Origin of the sequence: Streptomyces sp. NPDC005808 (assembly GCF_042871385.1) — a bacterium.
Lineage (GTDB): Bacteria > Actinomycetota > Actinomycetes > Streptomycetales > Streptomycetaceae > Streptomyces.
The window spans coordinates 107,741-123,251 of the sequence record NZ_JBIAIK010000014.1; the positions used below are offsets into that span (position 1 = coordinate 107,741).

Below are 15,511 nucleotides of genomic sequence, written 5' to 3' on the forward strand. Positions count from 1 at the left end.
CGGGGATCATTCCTTCACGGCACCGGCGAGGAGCCCGGAGACGAAGTGGCGCTGGAGTGCGAGGAAGACGAGGGCCATCGGGATCGCGGCGAGGGCCGTGCCGGTGAGCAGGGCGCCGTAGTCGGTCTGGTCCAGGCCCTGGAGGGACGCCAGCGCGACGGGGATCGTGAACTCACCGGCGTCGCGCAGCACGACCAGCGGCCAGATGAAGTCGTTCCACTGGAAGAGGAACAGGAAGATGGCGAGGGCGGCGAGCGCCGGTTTCATCGGCGGCAGCACGACCTTGAGGAAGAGCCTGAACTCCCCGCAGCCGTCCATCCGTGCGGAGTCGATGAGTTCGTCGGGGAGCGCGGCCATCGACTGACGCATCAGGAATATCCCGAACGGCAGGGCGAGGTTGGGCATGATGACGGCCTGGTAGGTGCCCAGCCACTCCAGGTCCACCATCATCTTGAACAGCGGGATCAGCGTGATCTGGGTGGGGATGACGAGCCCGAGCATCAGCAGCCCGAACAGCGCGCCGCTGCCGCGGAAGCGGAACTTGGCGAAGCCGTATCCGGCCATTGTGCAGATGGCTCCCGCGGCGACCGTGTAGGTGCCCGTGATCAGCAGCGAGTTGACGATGACCTGGCTGAACTGCACCGACGACTCAAGGGTGGAGAGGTTGTCCATCAGGTGCCCGCCGGGCAGCAGCGGCGGTGGGCTGTCGAAGATCTCCTTGGAGCTGTGGGTGGCGGCGATGATCAGCCAGTAGAACGGCAGCAGGACGGCCGCCACGGCGATGCCCAGCGAGGACGTCAGCAGGAGTGAGCGCGAGCGGGGCGTGCGGCCGGACCGCGGCCGGATGGCGGTGAGGGTCACGACTTCTCTCCCAGCAGGCGGAACTGCACGATGCCCAGGATGCCGATCAGGACGGTGAGGATGTACGCGACGGCCGAGGCATAGCCGAAGTCGAAGTACTTGAAGGCGTTCTGGTAGAGGTACACGCCGATGGTCAGGGTGGCGTTGTCAGGGCCGCCGCCGGTCAGGACGTACGGCTCGTCGAAGAGCTGAAGTGTGCCGATCGTGGACAGCACCGTGGTCAGCAGGAGTGCGGGCCGCAGCCACGGCAGCGTGACATGGCGGAACGACTGCCAGGCGGAGGCGCCGTCGACGGCCGCCGCGTCGTACAGTTCGGCGGGCAGCGACTGGAGCCGGGCGAGGAAGATCACCGCGTTGTAGCCGGTGTAGTGCCAGGTCAGGGCGAGGCCGAGAGAGACCTTGGCCCACAGCGGGTCGGTCAACCAGGGGATCTCTCCGATGCCCACCAAGCCCAGCAGCCAGTTGACCAGTCCGTACTGGGTGTTGAGCAGGACGGCGAAAATGATGCCGTACGCGACGAGCCCGGTCACCGTCGGCAGGAAGAAGCCGAGCCGGAAGAAGGCGCGGCCGCGCAGGAGTGTGGAGTGGAGGGCGACGGCGATACCGACGGCCAGCGCCAGCATGACGGGGACCTGGACGACCAGGATGATCGCAGTGTTCTTCAGCGCGGTCCACAGCAGCGGATCGTCCAGTGCCCGCGTGTAGTTGCCCGCGCCCACGAACTCCTGGGTGCCGTTCACGTTCTCGTACAGGCTCATCAGGAACGACGAGCCGATCGGGTACAGCTTGAAGACGGCGAAGAGGACGAGTGCGGGGAGGACGAAGAGGTACGGAACGGATCGTCGGCGCAGGATCCGCGCGGTGGGGCGGGGAGCGGTTGCGGGACGGGCGGGGCCGGCGGTTTTCAGGATGCCGTCGGGGGTCGTCGTGGTCATGAGGCGAGCTCCCGTCCGGTCTGGCGGGCGCGCTGGTCGGCAGCGTTGTGCAGGGCCCTGGCCGGGTCGGCGCCCTTGAGCAGCACCTGGGTCTGCGCGTCGGCGACGGTCTTGAGGGCGCGGGCGTAGTCGGCGGAGTAGTTGACGGCGGGCGAGCGTGCCTTGAGTGCGTTGAGGAAGATCTCGCCCTTGCGCCGGCCGCTGAAGAACTTCGACGGCTCGTGGAAGACGGGGGCCTCGTACGCCTTCAGCAGGGCGGGGGCGATGCCGTTGCTGCGGTAGATGGCTTCCTGCGAGGCGGGTCTGGTCAGGACGTACTCGACGAAGGTCCAGGCGGCGGCCTGGTGCATGCTGGAGCCCGCGACGGCGAGATGGGTGGAGTTGACGGTCGCGGCCGTGGTGCCGCCGGGCTTCACCGCCGGGGGGAGGCGGACCTTCCACTTGCCGGATTCCTTGGGGACCAGGCCTTCGATGATGCTGCCGAACCAGGTGGGCCAGGGCAGTACGGCCGCGGTGCCGGCCTTGATGGAGTTCTCCAGCGCGGTCCAGCCGCCCGCCAGATCGCTGACCAGGCCGGCGTCGTTCATCTCCTTGATGAGGGTCATCGCGGTCACGGCCTCGGGGGAACCGAGGGTGATCCGGCCCTCGGCGTCGAAGTAGAACGTGCCATGGAGTTGGAGCAGCATCTGGAAGAAGTTGGCGGCGTCCGGCTGGGAGGCGGGCTTGTCGATGCCCAGCAGGTGCACTCCGGTCTTCTTCTTGATCTTCTTCCCGGCGTCGATGGCGTCGTCCCACGTCGCCAGTGTTTCGCCGTCGACGCCTGCGGCCTCGAAGATGTCGGCCCGGTAGTAGAACCCGGCCGAATTCGCCTCCCAGGGAAGGGCGTTGACCTTGCCCTTGCGGGTGACGGTCTGCCACATGCCGTCGGCGAAGGCGTCACGGTAGCGGTCGGCGCCGAGCGGACCGAGGTCGGCGAGCCCATCGGGGAACTTCTCGGTGTAGGCCGGGAGATAGTCGACGCCGATGTGCAGGACGTCCGCGAGACCCTGGCCGCCCGCCGCCATGGCCGTGGTGATCTTGTCCCAGATCGCCGGATTGCCGATGTCCTGCACGGTGACTTCGATACCGGGATGCTGCACCTCGAAGGCGGGAACCAGCGCTTTCATGGCGGCGGCAGGTCCCTGCCAGCTCCAGACGGTGATCTCGGCCCGGTCCGGGTCGCCGAGACTCCCCGCCTTGGTGGCACCGGTCACCGAACAGGCGCCGAGCAGCGCGGTCCCGGTCCCGGCGGCGAGCAGCGAACCGCCCAGCGCGAGCAGGCGCCGTCGGTCCGGACCGAGCCGCGGGCGGTTCTCCGGCGGTGGCTGGCTGAGGGGCGAGGCGTCCATGGCTGCTCCGGGGTCCGGCGAGTGCGCGGCTCTTGTGGCGCGGCTGGAAGCTAACAAGCGTCCTCTCCAACTTGCAAGAGTTGAGTGAAAACTTTCCATCTGGCGATCCGTGAATCATCGCGGACAGCCTGCATTTCTTGCGCGTTTCCTGCGCATGACCATTGAACCGCCGCTTCCGCTCCTGCTAGCTTGCCGCCACCGCTTGGCCGCCCCGCCCGCCGTCACCGAAGACCGGGAGATCCGATGAAGCCCTCAAGGCTTGCGCTGCTCACCGCTGTTGCCCTGCTGACGCCGATGGCCCCCGCGCTGTCGGCGACGGCGGCGACGGCGGCGACGGGAGCCGACGGCGCCATCGCGTCGGGCACCGCCGCCGTCTCCCCGCCCCAACTGGCCCTGAACGACCCGGGCTTCGAGAACGGCGGCACGGGCTGGACCTTCGGCGCCGGCACAGGGGTCGGCACCGGCAACGCGCACGGCGGCGCCCGCTTCCTCTATCTCGACGCCGGAGCCGGCAAGAGCGCCGAGCTGACCCTCCTCGCACCCCGGAACGGCAGCTATGACTTCTCCGCCTGGATCGGAAGCGCCGGCAGCGGCGGCACGTACGCGGTCCGCGTCAACGGCAGGACCGTCGAGACGATCACCCTGCCGGAACGCCGCTCGTACGCCCGGTACACCATCAGCCGCGTCAAGTTGAAGACCGGCGACCGGCTGGAGATCTCCTTCGGGTCCGGCACCGCCTGGGTCAACGCCGACGACCTGATGATCTCGCCCGCCGCGCCCGCCGACCCCAAGGTCACCTCGTCCGATCCCGAGGTCGTCGAGATGTTCGACTGGGCCAAGAAGAAGGCCAACAGCTGGGTGCAGCTGCCCGGTTCAGTGGGCCCGATCAACGTCGACGAGTACCAGACCGGCGGCACCGGCACCGCCCCCTACGCGGCCTCCTACTGGGCCGGTTACGCGAACCGCAGCGCTTACTACTCCCGCGACATGACCCACCAACTCGTCGGCGCCCACATCCTCGGCCTCGACGCCGAGAACAAGACGATGCTCCGCTCGTACGCGTCGTCGTCCACCGCGGAGCACAAGTACTTCCCGGTGTGGGCCCTCAACTTCGATGCCAGGACCTATCTGAGCATCGACTACAAGAGCCCGGACAACTTCGTGCGCGAGGTACCGGCCGTCTTCGAACTCGTCGAGAAGGCCGGCCAGGCCTACCTCTGGACCGGAGACAGGTCCTACGTCGACGACCCGGTGCTGTGGGACTTCTACCGGCACTCCACCGAGGAGTTCATCGACCTGCACAACAGCGCCGTACCCAACGGCAAGGTCGAGGTCGCCGAGGGCACGGGCAACGGCATCTTCGCCGGCGCCGCCAGCTACAACGAGCAGGACGGCGACGGCCTCGCCGAGGCCGGTGACGGCATCGCCGCGCAGTACCAGGCGTATCTGGCGATGGCCACACTCGCGCGCGGCAAGGGGGACACCGCGCTGGCCAGGACATACGACCGGCGCGCCGCCGACCTGAAGGAGTACTACAACGACGACTGGAGCGGCGGCGGCAGCGGAGCCGACATGGTCCGCGCGTACACCACGTCCGGCACCCCGGTCACCGGCTGGGGCAAGGAGAACAGCGTGTTCGTACCCATGAAGCAGCTCCTCGATCCCGGCCCGCGCAACGACATCTACCTCGACTACATCCAGGCGCAGGAGTTGGGGCCGGAGGGATCGCCCAACATCGAGTCGACGACGTACCTGCCCGACATGTTCTTCAAGAACAACCGCAACGACACCGCCTGGACGTGGATGAAGAAGATCTACGGCCAGCGGGAGATCCAGCACATCAACTCCAGCCAGGGTCCCGACGGTGACTATCCCGAGGTGTCGTTCTCCCTGGTCAGCCAGACTGTCGAAGGCCTCATGGGCATCGCACCGGACGCGGCGAACCGCAAGGTGACCACGCAGTCGCGGCTGCCGTCCGGCATGAAGTGGCTCCAGACGGCGGACGTGCCCATCGGCACGAGCACGATCACCGTGCGGCACGACGGTGCGACGAGGTCCACGCTGACGAACAACGCCCGCAGCGGTGCCTACCAGTGGGAAGCCCGCTTCCAGGGAGCCCACAAGAAGATCACGGTCAATGGTGTCCCGCAGCGGGTGCGGACCAAGAAGGTCGAGGGGGTGACCTACACCTATGCGACGCCGACTGTGCGGGCGGGGGCGACGGCGGTGGTGCGGGTGACCGACTGACGCGAACACTGCTTCGTTCCGGCGAGTTCGCGGTCCGAGCTGATGCCCGCACGGCCGGCTGAAGCCGGCCGTGCGGGCATGAGGAATCACTTCGTGCGGTAGGCGTCAATGATCGTCTGAGCGAAGGTGTTGCCCTTGCGGTCCGTCAGCCGGGCGCGGAAGGAGACCGAGCCTCCCGCGGCCGGGTTGTCCACCGTCACCGTGCCTTGCCGGACGACGAGCGGGCGCCAGGTCCCGCCGCCGTCGTAGGAGACGGACACCTGCAGTGCCCCCAGACCGCGTCCGGCGGCCGAGCCCTGCACGGTGACCGGCACCGACTGCCTGGCACCGGCGGTGCCCGTGGAGTCGAGGTCGAGTTCCGGGGTGTAGCGGACCACGCTCGTCGGCAGCGCGACGGCTGAAGCAGTGTGGCCCGAGGTGAACTCGGCCTGCCAGGTGACCGTCGAACTGACCGACGCGACCCCGGTCTCGGCTCGCTCGACGGTGGTCACCACGCGGTATCGCGCTTTGTCCGCGGGCAGTTGGAAGGCGGCCGCGTCCAGCACGCCGTCCGCCGTCGCGTACTCCTTACCGTTGCGATAGACCGTGGTCGACGCCGTGTCGTACACGCTTCCTCCGCTGTGGCCCTCGCCGTCGGCGAAGGGCACGATGCTGCCGGTGAGGGTGTCACCGTCCCGGACCAGTCCCAGGCCCTCTCCGAGCACCGGGCCGAAGACGCCGGTGTTGACGGTGGCGGTGTGAGTGCCGGCGCCGGCGTACGTCTTGTCAGGGAGCCGGTACGCCGCCTGGACGGTGCCGTTGGTGGGCGAGACCTGCTGGGAGAACTCGCCCCAGCGATAACCGCCCTGCAGGTACACCGTCCTGGTGTTCGGCAGGTTGGAATAGAACCCCACCGCGCCGAACGCGATATCAGGCGTGGAGGTCCAGTTCACCCCCAGGGCCCCGGCGACCGAGGCTCCTTGCCGCAGCGTCAGCTCGGCCAGGTCGTCCCAGGTCACATGCTGCGTGTGGCCGGTGTAGAAGGCATCCTCAAGGGTGTCGGCGATGTGGTACTCGGTGTCGCCGTTGTACCAGTGCGACAGGAGGTGAGAGGTCACCTCGCCCGGCGGCAGAGGGCCGCCGATCTGGGCGGTACGCGTGCTCGCCGGGTTCGCCGTCAGACCGACAGTGGTGCTCGTCGTGGCCCCATCCTCCTTGACGGTGGTGGCCATGAACGAGGTGAAGCCGACGGCCTTGGCGTCCGGTACTGACACGTCGAGCGGCTGCGCCTGTCGGGCATCGATCTCGATGGTCATGTCGTGATCGACCGTCAGCTTCGGCGCGATGAGGTAATCCAGGCCCGAACCGCCGGTGCCGCCCCTCGCGAAGTTCTTGCCCACGACCGTGTAGTCGCCCGCGGGCACGCGTACCGTCCCCGTGCCGTCCGCTCCCCGGACCAGTTCGAAGGCGTCGTTTCCGATGCCGACCAGGTAGCCGGCCCAGTCCCAGACGCCGGGCGCCGAGCCGTCCCGGGCCGTGGCCTTGAAGGTGACGTCGTGCGTCTCCGCCGCTCGGTCCAGGCCGCCGACGCTGCGCACGGTCTGGTCACCGCCGGTGGCCGTCACCGTGATGCTGTACGCGCCGGTGGCCTCGCCACCGATCCGGGTGTCCGCACTCACGCCGACGCCGGCCGTGCCGCCTGCGGGCACGGTGACCTGTGCGGCGCTGAGCGTGAAGAACCCCTCGGGTGCGGCGGTACCGTTCGGGCTCGTGCCGGTGGCGGCCAGGTCCAGGGTCACCGCCTGGTCACCGTCATTGCGATAGGTGATCGTCCTGGTCAGCGGCTCGTCGTCGGTGTGCGGCCATGCCACGGCACCGAAGTTCAGCGAGGTGGGCTCCGCCACGACGGTCTGCCCGGTCGCGCGGACCAGGTCGACCCGGCCGGTGCCCTGCTCGTACGCGCTGTAGTCGCCCGGCACGGTCGAGCCGACCAGCGCCGACTTGATCTGCTGTCCGCTCCAGTCCGGGTGCTGCTGGGCGAGGAGGGCCGCCGCACCTGCGACGTGCGGGGTGGCCATGGAGGTGCCGCTGATCGTCACGTACTCCGGGCTGGGGTGGGGGGAGTTGGGCATGGTGCCGGCGGCCGAGGCGGCGGTGATGTTCACGCCGGGCGCTGTGACATCGGGCTTGACGCCCCCGTCTTCCAGGCGCGGCCCACGGGAGGAGAAGGACGCGAGGGCGTTCTGCTTGTCCACGGCGCCGACGGTCAGCGCGGACTCGGCGACGCCGGGCGTCCCGAGGGTGGTCGCCGCGGGGCCGGAGTTGCCCGCGGCGATCACGAACAACGCCTGGTCGGACAGTGCGTTGACGGCCTCTTCGAGCGGGTCGGTCCCCAGGCTGTCGGAGCCGCCCAGGGACATGTTCACGACGTCGGCGCCCTGCTCGACTGCCCACTGCATGCCGGCAACGATGTCGGAGGTGAGGCCCGAACCGGTGGAGTTGAGCACCTTGCCGTTGAGCAGTTCGGCGCCCGGCGCCACTCCCCGGTAACTGCCGCCTGAGGCCGCGCCGGTCCCGGCAGCGGTCGAGGCGACGTGCGTGCCGTGCCCATGGTGGTCCTGGGCGTCCGCGTCGGTGGTGAAGTTCTGCTGGGCGACGACCTTGCCGGCCACGTCGGGGTGAGTCGTGTCGATACCCGTGTCGAGGATGGCGATCTTGACGCCGGTACCGTCGTAGCCCGCTTTCCACACCTCCGGCGCGCCGATCTGCGGCACGCTCACGTCCAGTGCGGCCTCGACCACCTTGTCGAGGCTGATGGAGGCCACTCCCGGCGCCAGTTCGCTCATCCCGCCCGAGGTGTCGGTGAGCGACGACCATGCCTTGGCCGTCTCCTGCGGGCGCAGCACAAGTGCCTCGCCGTCCACCGCGTCGAGCTCCCGGACGGGCGTACTGGTCTGCGCGTGCAGGCTCGTGCGAGCGGCCGGGTCCTGCCTGGAGTACTCGACGATCACGGGGGATCCGCCACCCGCCAGGTCGGCGTACTCGGAGCGGCCCAACTCGGCCGCGTCGAACAGCTCCCGGTCCAGTTTCCCGGTGGAGATGAGGGGTTCGGCATCGGCGGGGATCACATAGGTGTGCCCGTCGCTCTCGATGGTCTGGATGGGGACAGCATCGCGTCCCTTGGCCGGGGTGACTCCCTCGACCGTTCCGTCCTGGCCGAGCAGTACCTGGTCGCCGGTGATCAGCGTGACTGTCCGGCCGGCGGTCGTGGCTTTGGCGACCGCCGTACTCCCGCCGTCCGCGGCGGCCGGTGGTGCGATGGTGAGCCCCGTCGTCATGGCCGCCGCAAGCGTCAACGCCCCGGCTATGGCGGTCATGGAAGAACTCTTACGTCTTGCTCGCAGCACTGTTGTCCCTGTCTTTGGTGGGGTCAGCAGAGAACCGATGAAGTTCAGCCTTACAGGCTTCAGCATTCTGTCAGGGGCTCGTCAATGGGACCACTGTCCCGTGAGGTGATGGGGTGACGGGCGAGTTCAACTCCCTTTCACAGCAAAGACACGGAGACATATCGACCTAGACACGCGAGGAAGCCGGCGAGGGCCGGGGAGTTGTCACACCATGTGCGACAACTCCCCGGCCTTTGTCCGCCCCTGCGGATGAGGTGGCGGTCAACAGGTCATCAGTAGGAGAACTGCTGGATCTGGCTGCCGTTCGGACCGTAGGTCCAGGCGGTGCGGGTGGTCGAATCGAGCTGGATCGACGGGTCCTGCACGCCGTGCAGGAGGAGACCGCCCCAGCCTGTGACGCTCAGGCCGTTCAGGGTACGGATCACCTCTCCTGTGGTGAGGTCGACGACCGCTGTCTGGCTGGTCGCGTTGTTGTCGGAGACGACGCCCTGCTGGGAACCGAAGTACACGGTGCCCTCCGGGGCCGCGAACGACACCAGGGCGATGTGGTGCATGCCGTCCACGGCGAGCGACACGGGCGTGCCCTTGCGCAACGCGAAGGCGTCACCGGTCGTCTGGCTGCCCTCGTCGTACGCGGTGAGGGTGGCCGTCGGCGCGACCTTGGTGCTGACCGCGACGGCGGACGCGCTGTAGAGGGTGCCCGCGCCGTCCGAGGCGATGCCGTGGCCGCAGGCCGAGACGGACTCCGCCGTGGTCACGGTTCCGGTGTCGAGGTCCACCCGGGCCGGGGCGACGCCGCCCAGGCAGATGATGTTCGTGGCGATCTTGCCCAGGAACACATCACCGGTGGACTGGTCGATGTCCAGCAGGCTGTACGTACCGGTCGGAATCTTGCCGTTGTTGTCGGCCTGGATCAGGTCACCGGTGGTGCCGGTGGCCAGGTCGACCGGGAGCACCGAGTCGGTGTTGCCCACCTTGGCGCGCAGCAGTACGGCGGCCCGGTCGCGCTGGGCGTCGACCCGTCCGGAGACCACCAGGTACTCAGAGGCCCGCAGGGTCGACTTGGCGACAAGTGTGTCGGTCGCCGTGTTCCAGGTCTCCAGCCGGACATCACCGCCGGCCTCGCTCACATGCCCCAGGAGCACCCGGTTCGTGCCCGGGGCGACGCCGATCACCTGGTAGTCCGAACCGCTTCCGGAGTCGGAGGTCAGTACGGCTCCATAAGAGCCGGTAGAGGTGGAGTAGTGCCGCACTTCGGTACCGCCGGCGGCGGTACGCAGAGCGGCGATGGAGTCCTTGCCGGCGGCACTGAAGCTCAGCACCGTACTGCCGTCGGGCGCGAGGCCGTCGTCAACGGCCAGGTTGGAGACGGAGGATGCCTGCCCGATGACCCGCTGCTGGCTGTCGAGGGCGAGCACCCGCACGCTGTACGTCGCGGAGGTGCTCAGACCCAGCGACAACGCGTCGAGAGGGACGGTGCCAGAGGTGGCGGACAGCTTCTTGCTTGCGGTGGAGGGCGAGTTCACTCCGTCGTCGTCCAGCGCCGAGCCGTTGGCGTTGCTGAAGGTGTTCAGCGAACCGAACAGTGTCGGGGCCGGGGCGGAGAACTCGACGATCGCGGACTTGGCGCCGGGGACGCTGCGGACGTCGTAGCGGAGGCGGAAGTCGGGGTCGGTTCGGGTGACTTCGGCGGTGTGTCCGTACGTGCTGTCGGTCGCGGACGCGGCGATGGTCGGCGCGTCCGGCCGGGTGGCGGCGGTGCCGCCGGCTATCCGGATCGGGGCGAACTCGCCGTACTTCATGAGACTGGGGTTGCCGCCGAAGCCGGACAGGGCGATGCCGATGCCGTAGATTCCGCCGCCGCCCTTGAAGGCGTCCGCGGGGATGGTGACGGTGCCCGTGGTCGCGGTCAGCGTCTGGTGCCAGCCGGCGGAGAAGACCGGACCGAGGACCGGGTTCCAGTGGCCGACGGTGGACACGACGAGTTCGGGGGCGGTCGCCGTGGTGACGCCGGTGAGGTCGTAGGAGACGGTGACCGCCTTCCCGGCCTGGGCGGTGGCGGGGGCGAGCGGCGCGGTGGACTGGAGGTACCGGCCGTCGCTCGGGCCGATGGCCAGGGTGCGGTGCACGGTGGCCTGCGTTCTGCCGCCGATCAGCACCTTGAAGGTGAGCTCGATGTCGCGGTCGGTGGTGGAGACGACCGGCAGCCCTGCCGCCGACAGCAACTGGCGAGGCGTCACCCGGATCGCCGGGGTGTCGGAGGAGAAGGTGACCGGATTGTCTCCGGCGACGGTGAGCGTGTACCGGGGCTTGGCGTCCTGCGGAAGGCCGGTGACGTCGGCGGCGAAGGTCACCGGGCCGACCAGTCCCTCGCCGGTGCCGCCTGAGGCCATGTCACCGAGGTCGATACGGTTCTGGTCGGTGGTCTCCAGGAAAGTGCCGCCGAGCGCGCCCACGGTGACCCGGTGGGCGACGGAGAACCGTACGACCGCGGGCCCGTCACTCTTGAGCTTCCTGCCCAGCGCCTTCTCGGTCGCGGCGGTCACGTCGATCTGCGGTCCGACGTGCAGCGTCCGGTCGATCTGCGGCGGGCTCTCGACCGCGCGGCCGGTCTTCTCCAACAGGTCCCGCACCTGCTGGGGGCTCAGGTCGCGCCCGGCAAGCCGGCCGGCCTGGAGGACGACCGCGGCGGCTGCGGCTATCTCGGGCGCGGACGCCGACGTACCGCCGTTGAACACCGCGGTGACGGCCTGCGCGCTGCCGCCTCCCTTGTGCTGGAAGGCGATGAGGTTGTCGCTGGGGGCGGACAGGTCCACCCGGCTGCCGAAGCCGGAGGCGAAGGTGCCGAAGCCGCTGATCCTGGTCTCGGCGAAGGTGCCGGTGGCTGCGTAGGGGCTGTCGGCGTTCGCCGGTACGGCGAGGGTGTCGTCCAGGGTCGTGCCGCCCGCGGCGATGGCGCCGGTGTCGGGCACCTTGGACGGGGTGGTGGTCAGCGCGACGTCGTCGATGGTGGTGGCGGAGCGGGCGTTCGGGGCCGTGTCGGTGGGGGTACTGCCGCCGTCGGGGCCGACCGCGGCGGGGGTGTAGAGCCGGGTGCCGTCGTTCGAGGAGATGGACACCACGATGCCGTCCTTCTGGACGATCGAGGCGACCACGGAGCGGACGAAGGGGTCGTCCTCCAGGTAGCGGCCCGGGAATCCGACCGAGTCCGTGCCGAAGCCGAGGCTCGCGGTGATGACGTCGGGGCGGGGCGACTGGTGGGCGGCGGCCAGCAGCGCGCCGGCTATCTGCTCGATCGTCGGCTCCTGGGGGACGACCAGTCGGTAGTCGGCCCCCGGGGCTATGCCGAGCAGGTCGGTGTACCCGCTGCCGACGGCGTCCTCGCGCTGCTGGTCATGAGGCAGCGGGGCCATGACGCCGAAGTCGAGGAGCACCTCGCCGAGCGAGGGATCCTGGTTCTTTGTCGAGCCGGAGGGGTCGAGGGTGCCGTCGCTACCGGCCACGTAGGTGGGGATCAACGGCATCGAGGGCAGATCGAGGTACCGCTGCCCGTCCTTCAGAACCGTGGTCGGGCCGTTGCTCTTGACGTAGCTGTCCCCGGCGTCCGCCATCGACTGGTCGGTGAGGTCGCCGATGGACACGTTGGTGATGGTCTGGCCGGTGCCGGGCAGTTGGCCGTAGCCGTCCTGGAGAGTGGAGAAGGCGCCCATCGCGTTGACTCCCCCTGCGTTGAGGAACGCCTGGGCGGAGGAGGACACGGCGTAGTTCGACGGCAGGGCGGCGGGGTCGCCCCCGGCGTCGTGTATCGGCGCGGGGGGATTCGCAGCGTCACGTGTCGGCGCGGAAGCGCTCGCAGCGCCGGGCGGTGTCACGGGAGCCTTGGCGGCACCGGCCGAGGCGGGCAGCGGCTGCGCTCCGGCGTTCATGGTGTTCACGTAGCGGTTGGGCTCTGCGTACGCGACTCCGGACGTGCCTTGCAGGTCACCGGCGACGGCCGTGGAGTCCTGCTCCTTGACCTTGACCACGTAGGTACGCGACAAGTCGGGTGCCTCTGCGCCCAGTTGGCCGCGTGCGGCCGCGGTCAGGGAGCCGGTGTCGGCCGCGGACAGCGAGGGCAGCAGCGGCTGCAGAGAGGTGGCACCGACCGCGTGGAGCTTGGTGTCCAGCGCTTTGTCGCTGGTCTGCGGCGCATGGGCGTCCAGCCGGCGCTGGGCCTTGCCGGAGAGGGCGGCCCCGGTGACGGAGGTGTCCGGGTCCAGGGTGACCAGCACCTGGCCCGGCACCACTCCCTGGCGTTGCGCAGGCGGCTCGGCGGCGCCCTTGGAAGCACCGTCCAACGGTGTCCTGCCGATGGTCGGTTGCTCGGGACCGGAGGGCGCGGGGGAAGCGACGGGCGCTCCGTCGGGCGACGGGGCCGCTGACGCCGCGCCGGTGACGACGGCGGTGGCCAATGCCGCGAGGGCGAGAGCCGCGGCGGTGTGCCGTCTGTGGCGGGCATGCGCTTGGAGCACGGGCAGGCCTTTCCGGTTCAGCACGGCAGGCTGCCTGGCGGGACGCGCTGCCGCATACGGGGGTAGGCGACAGGCCGCCTTCTTACTGATGGAAGATGTCAACGGAGTCGGAAGTGACGCAAGGCAATCTTGGTGGCCGAAATACGCCGGGTGGCGGACAGTCGCCACGTGCACGGCGGAGGGTTCATGAGATTTAACGTGCTGGGACTTACGGAGGAAATAGAGCACGTCTACACCGCCCTGGTGGAGCATCCGCGCTGCACCGCCTCCGAACTGGCGGAGACGTGCGAACTGTCTCCGGCCGGCGCCGGACGGCTGCTGTCGGTGCTGGTCAAGGAGGGCCTCGCGACCCGGACCACCGGACGGCCGCCCCGCTTCTCCGCCACCGCCCCCGACGTCGCGGTCACCGCGCTGATCGACGAGCAGCAGCACCGCCTCGACGAAGCGCGATCACTGGTGCACCAGTTGATGGAGACCTACCGGGAGGCCGCCCGGATCGCGCACCCCGAGATGGCCGTGGAACTGCTCACCGAGCACGACGACATCAGCTCCGCGGTGGGGCGGCTGACGGCTGACGCCCGGCACCAACTGCGCGCTTTCGACCGGCCGCCCTACGTCGACCGCCCGGGGAGCGGCCTCGACCGGCAGATCGAGCGCCAACGGCACGGTGTGGCGCACCGGGTGATCTACGACCGCGAGGCGGTGGCCTGGCCGGGCAGGATGCACAACGACATAGCACCCAGCATCAGAGCCGGCGAAAAAGCCCGGGTCCGGCCCGAGTTGCCACTGAAGCTGGTGATCAGCGACAGCCAGGCGGCCATCATTCCCTTCAGCCTCGCGGTCGGCGGCCAGTCGGCGGCCTATCTCATCCACCAGTCCCCCATGCTCGTGGCGTTGGAGTCCCTGTTCGAAGCCGAGTGGGAGCGCGCCGTCGCCCTGCCGCACGCGGGCGAACCTCCTGCCGACAACGTCACTCAGCAGCCCGGAGCCGTTCCCGTCCAGCCGGATCCGGACACCCGCTCCCTGCTGGCTCTGCTCGCCTCCGGCCTCACCGACGCGGCCATCGCCCGCTCGCAGGGCTGGAGCGAACGCACCACCCAGCGGCGGATTCACCGGCTGATGAGCGAACTCGGCGCCTCGACACGCTTCCAGGCCAGCCTGACCGCGGCCCGCCGCGGCTGGCTGTGACCGCCCGGATCCGCCCCGGCTCCCCTGAGCGCCGACTGCCTCCAGACGTCAGTATGGATTTTGCAGGAATACGTCACTGCGATTTACCGTTGCACCTAACAACAAGTTGTATATAGCAACTAGTGGGATCCGGTCCGGCAGAGAGTTCCTGGCAGCTGAGAAGAGAAAGAAAGGCGATCCTGTATGCGCGCGGACGACGTCGTGCGGTCTCCGACCACTCCCCTGAACGCCCCTGCCTTCCCGACGGGTCCTTACCGGTTCACCAACCGCGAGTACCTCAACATCACTTACCGCACCGACCCACAGGCGCTCAGTGCCGTCGTACCGGAACCACTGCGTGTTCCCGAACCCCTGGTTCGCTTCGAGGTCATGCGCATGCCCGACGTGACGGGTCTTGGCGACTACACCGAGTCCGGCCAGGTCGTGGCGGTCGAGCACGAAGGCGAGCGCGGCGAGTACAGCCTGGCGATGTACGTCGACAGCTTCCCGGCCATCGCCAGCGGACGTGAGATCAGCGCCTTCCCCAAGAAACTGGGTGCGCCGCGGCTGTACGTCGACTCCGACACCCTGGTCGGCACCCTCGACTACGGAAGCCTGCGCGTCGCCACCGCCACCATGGGCTACAAGCACCGTCTTCTGGACCCCTCCCAGGCCCGCGACGAAGTCACCCTGCCGACGTTCATGCTGAAGAAGCTGCCGGACTACGACGGCAGTCCCCGCATCTGCGAACTGGTCCGCGCCCAGATCTCCGACGTGACCATCAAGGGCGCCTGGACAGGGCCGGCACGCCTGGAACTCTTCGCCCACGCACTCGCACCGCTGTCCGACCTGCCCGTACTCGAAGTCGTCTCCGCCAGCCACATCCTCGCCGACCTCACCCTTGGCCGCGCGGAAGTCGTCCACGACTACCTCGCCTGAGCCGCGTAGCCCTCGCGTTCCGGGTCAGCCGCACCCGTATGACCGTCCCTTCCTCAGAACCGCACCCGTATGACCGT

8 protein-coding genes are annotated in these 15,511 nt (G+C 69.0%); 3 read left to right on the forward strand and 5 right to left on the reverse strand.

Annotated features, from left to right (window positions below):
* Positions 1 to 6: 6 nt before the first annotated feature.
* Genes ACFYPC_RS27780 through ACFYPC_RS27790 form a run of 3 tightly spaced genes read right to left on the reverse strand, consistent with a single transcriptional unit; the run spans position 7 to position 3,184 of the window.
* Entirely contained in the window at positions 7 to 861 is an 855-nt protein-coding gene (locus ACFYPC_RS27780; protein WP_388681479.1) for a carbohydrate ABC transporter permease, read from the reverse strand.
* Complete coding sequence (locus ACFYPC_RS27785; protein WP_388681482.1) at positions 858 to 1,796, reverse strand: carbohydrate ABC transporter permease; 939 nt, start codon at positions 1,794 to 1,796, stop codon at positions 858 to 860. The genes ACFYPC_RS27780 and ACFYPC_RS27785 overlap by 4 nt, the downstream gene beginning before the upstream one ends.
* Entirely contained in the window at positions 1,793 to 3,184 is a 1,392-nt protein-coding gene (locus ACFYPC_RS27790) for an ABC transporter substrate-binding protein (protein WP_388681485.1), read from the reverse strand. Before ACFYPC_RS27790 ends, ACFYPC_RS27785 begins: the two co-directional genes overlap by 4 nt.
* A 243-nt stretch (positions 3,185 to 3,427) precedes the next feature.
* Between ACFYPC_RS27790 and ACFYPC_RS27795 the strand changes: the two genes are divergently transcribed.
* Positions 3,428 to 5,431, forward strand: a complete 2,004-nt coding sequence (locus ACFYPC_RS27795; RefSeq protein WP_388681488.1) for a hypothetical protein — start codon at positions 3,428 to 3,430, stop codon at positions 5,429 to 5,431.
* A gap of 86 nt (positions 5,432 to 5,517) precedes the next feature.
* On the opposite strand, the gene ACFYPC_RS27800 is transcribed toward ACFYPC_RS27795, so the two are convergent.
* Together ACFYPC_RS27800 and ACFYPC_RS27805 are read right to left on the reverse strand one after the other, a co-directional pair.
* On the reverse strand, positions 5,518 to 8,787 hold the full coding sequence (locus tag ACFYPC_RS27800; protein WP_388681490.1) for a S8 family serine peptidase: 3,270 nt from the start codon (positions 8,785 to 8,787) through the stop codon (positions 5,518 to 5,520).
* Between the two features lie 302 nt (positions 8,788 to 9,089).
* The gene (locus tag ACFYPC_RS27805) at positions 9,090 to 13,352 is read right to left on the reverse strand and encodes a hypothetical protein (RefSeq protein WP_388681493.1); all 4,263 of its coding nucleotides are present in this window, start codon (positions 13,350 to 13,352) and stop codon (positions 9,090 to 9,092) included.
* Positions 13,353 to 13,514: 162 nt separating this feature from the next.
* Between ACFYPC_RS27805 and ACFYPC_RS27810 the strand changes: the two genes are divergently transcribed.
* Both ACFYPC_RS27810 and ACFYPC_RS27815 read left to right on the forward strand, forming a co-directional pair.
* Complete coding sequence (locus tag ACFYPC_RS27810; RefSeq protein ID WP_388681496.1) at positions 13,515 to 14,516, forward strand: helix-turn-helix domain-containing protein; 1,002 nt, start codon at positions 13,515 to 13,517, stop codon at positions 14,514 to 14,516.
* Positions 14,517 to 14,699: 183 nt separating this feature from the next.
* Positions 14,700 to 15,434, forward strand: a complete 735-nt coding sequence (locus ACFYPC_RS27815) for an acetoacetate decarboxylase (RefSeq protein WP_388681498.1) — start codon at positions 14,700 to 14,702, stop codon at positions 15,432 to 15,434.
* Positions 15,435 to 15,511: the final 77 nt, after the last annotated feature.